Origin of the sequence: Stackebrandtia sp. (assembly GCF_035643755.1) — a bacterium.
Taxonomy (GTDB): domain Bacteria; phylum Actinomycetota; class Actinomycetes; order Mycobacteriales; family Micromonosporaceae; genus Stackebrandtia.
In genome coordinates, this window is the sequence record NZ_DASQPW010000260.1 from 1 (window position 1) to 2,123 (window position 2,123).

The window sequence follows — 2,123 nt, forward strand, 5'->3', positions numbered from 1 at the left end:
GTGCGCGAGGCGGGCAAGCAGCCGCCGCAGCGCCCGGCCGACCCGCCGCCACCGCCGCGCCGCCCGGGAGTGCCCACCCCCGACGTCCGGGCCGCGGGACGCCCGCACTTGCGGGTGGTACCGGACAGCACACAGCCACCGCACGAGTGACCGGTACCCTCATGGGCGCTGAAACACTCACGGAAAGGGCGGTTCGGCGTGCCGGAACTGGCGAACATCGTCAAGGCGTATGACATTCGGGGACGGGTTCCCGAGGAGTGGGACGAGCCCGTGGCCGCCGCGTTCGGCGCGGCATTCGTCGCCGTGACCAAGGTCGACAAGCTCGTCGTCGCCCGCGACATGCGGGAATCGGGCGCGGGGCTGTCGCGCGCGTTCGCCGAGGCCGCCGCGCGGGCCGGGGCCGACGTGGTGGACGCCGGGCTGTGCTCCACCGACGAGATGTACTTCATCTCCGGCTCCCAGAACATCGCCGGGGCGATGTTCACCGCCAGCCACAATCCCGCCGTGTACAACGGCATCAAGGTCTGCCTGCCCGGCGCGAGGCCGGTCAGCCTGGACACGGGCCTGGCCGACATCCGCGACCGGGCGCAGGCCATTGTCGACGGACAGCCCGCGCCGGCCGCCGACGCGCCCGGCGACCTCACCGCCCGCGACTTCCTGCCCGACTACGCCGAGCACCTCAAGATGCTCGTCGACCTGGCGGCGGTGCGGCCGCTGAAGGTCGTGGTGGACGCGGGCAACGGCATGGCCGGGCACACCGTCCCCGCCGTGCTGGGCACCATCGCGCCGCTGACGGTCATCCCGATGTACTTCGAGCTGGACGGCTCGTTCCCCAACCACGAGGCCAACCCGCTGGAGCCGTCCAACATCGTGGACCTCCGGGCGCGGGTGCGCTCCGAGGGCGCCGACCTCGGCCTGGCCTTCGACGGCGACGCCGACCGCTGCTTCGTGGTGGACGAGCGCGGCGAGCCTGTCGCCCCCAGCGCCATCGCCGCGCTGGTCGCCGAGGCCGAGCTGCGCAAACACCCCGGCGCCACGATCATCCACAACCTGATCACCTCCCGGACGGTGCCCGAGGTCGTCGTCGAGAACGGCGGCAAGCCGGTGCGCACCCGGGTGGGCCACTCGTACATCAAGGCCGAGATGGCCGCCGCCGACGCCGTGTTCGGCGGCGAGCACTCCGCCCACTACTACTTCCGCGACTTCTGGTTCGCCGACACCGGACTGCTCGCCGCCATGTACGTGCTGCGGGCGCTGGGCACGTCCGAGGAGGCGCTGTCGGCGCTGGTGTCGTCCTACGACCGCTACGTCGCCTCCGGCGAGATCAACTCCACCGTGGACGATCAGGCGGGCAAGATCGCCGAGATCGCCGCGCTGTACGCCTCCCGTCCCGGCGCCCAGCTCGACCGCCTGGACGGCCTCACCGTCGCCTTCGACGACGGCGCGTGGCTCAACCTTCGACCGTCCAATACGGAACCGCTGCTGCGACTCAACGCCGAGGCCCCCTCCCGCGCGCGCATGGAGGAATTGCGCGACGAGGTGCTGGCCGCGGTGCGGAACTGACCGAAAGGAACACAGACATGGCCGTGGACGCCACCCTGCTGGAGGTGCTGGCCTGCCCGGACACCCACCACGCCCCCCTCGAGTACGACGCCGAGGGGCAGACCTTGACGTGCACCGAATGCGGGCGGATCTACCGCATCGACGAGGGCATCCCCGTCCTGCTGCTGGACGAGGCCCGACTGCCGAAGGACATACAGGACACCGAGGGGGAGTGACAAGTGGCTGACGTGGAGGACGGCACCGCGGGGGTGTCGGGGGACCGGAACGCCGATCCCGACCGTTTGGATTCGCCGGAGGCCCTGGGGCGCCTGGATCCGGGCGGCGCGCTGCTGGCGGTGGCCTCGGCGGGGCCGCAGCTGCGCGAGTCCGCCGCCCTGGCCGGGGAGGTCGACCTGTCGTCGCTGTCGGACGGCGGGCGTCCCCGCTCCGTGGTGATCGCCGGCGTCGGCACCGCCGCCCGCACCGGCGACATCCTGGCCACCGTGGCCGGGCCGCGTTGCCCGTCCCCGGTGCTGACCCACCGCAACTCCGGGGTGCCCGGCTGGGTGGGCGCCGCCGAC

At 72.6% G+C, this 2,123-nt stretch carries 3 protein-coding genes; all 3 read left to right on the forward strand.

The window, feature by feature from the left end:
• Positions 1-198: 198 nt before the first annotated feature.
• Complete coding sequence (locus tag VE172_RS20000) at positions 199-1,563, forward strand: phosphomannomutase/phosphoglucomutase (RefSeq protein WP_324803740.1); 1,365 nt, start codon at positions 199-201, stop codon at positions 1,561-1,563.
• A gap of 17 nt (positions 1,564-1,580) precedes the next feature.
• Complete coding sequence (locus tag VE172_RS20005) at positions 1,581-1,778, forward strand: Trm112 family protein (protein ID WP_324803741.1); 198 nt, start codon at positions 1,581-1,583, stop codon at positions 1,776-1,778.
• 12 nt (positions 1,779-1,790) lie between these two features.
• The coding region (locus VE172_RS20010; protein WP_475526056.1) for a phosphoheptose isomerase family protein at positions 1,791-2,123 on the forward strand (333 nt) is incomplete at its 3' end.

Bases quoted from the DNA above. Each gene is read 5' to 3' on its own strand.
- VE172_RS20005 (WP_324803741.1), top strand. From the start codon at position 1,581: ATGGCCGTGGACGCCACCCTGCTGGAGGTGCTGGCCTGCCCGGACACC.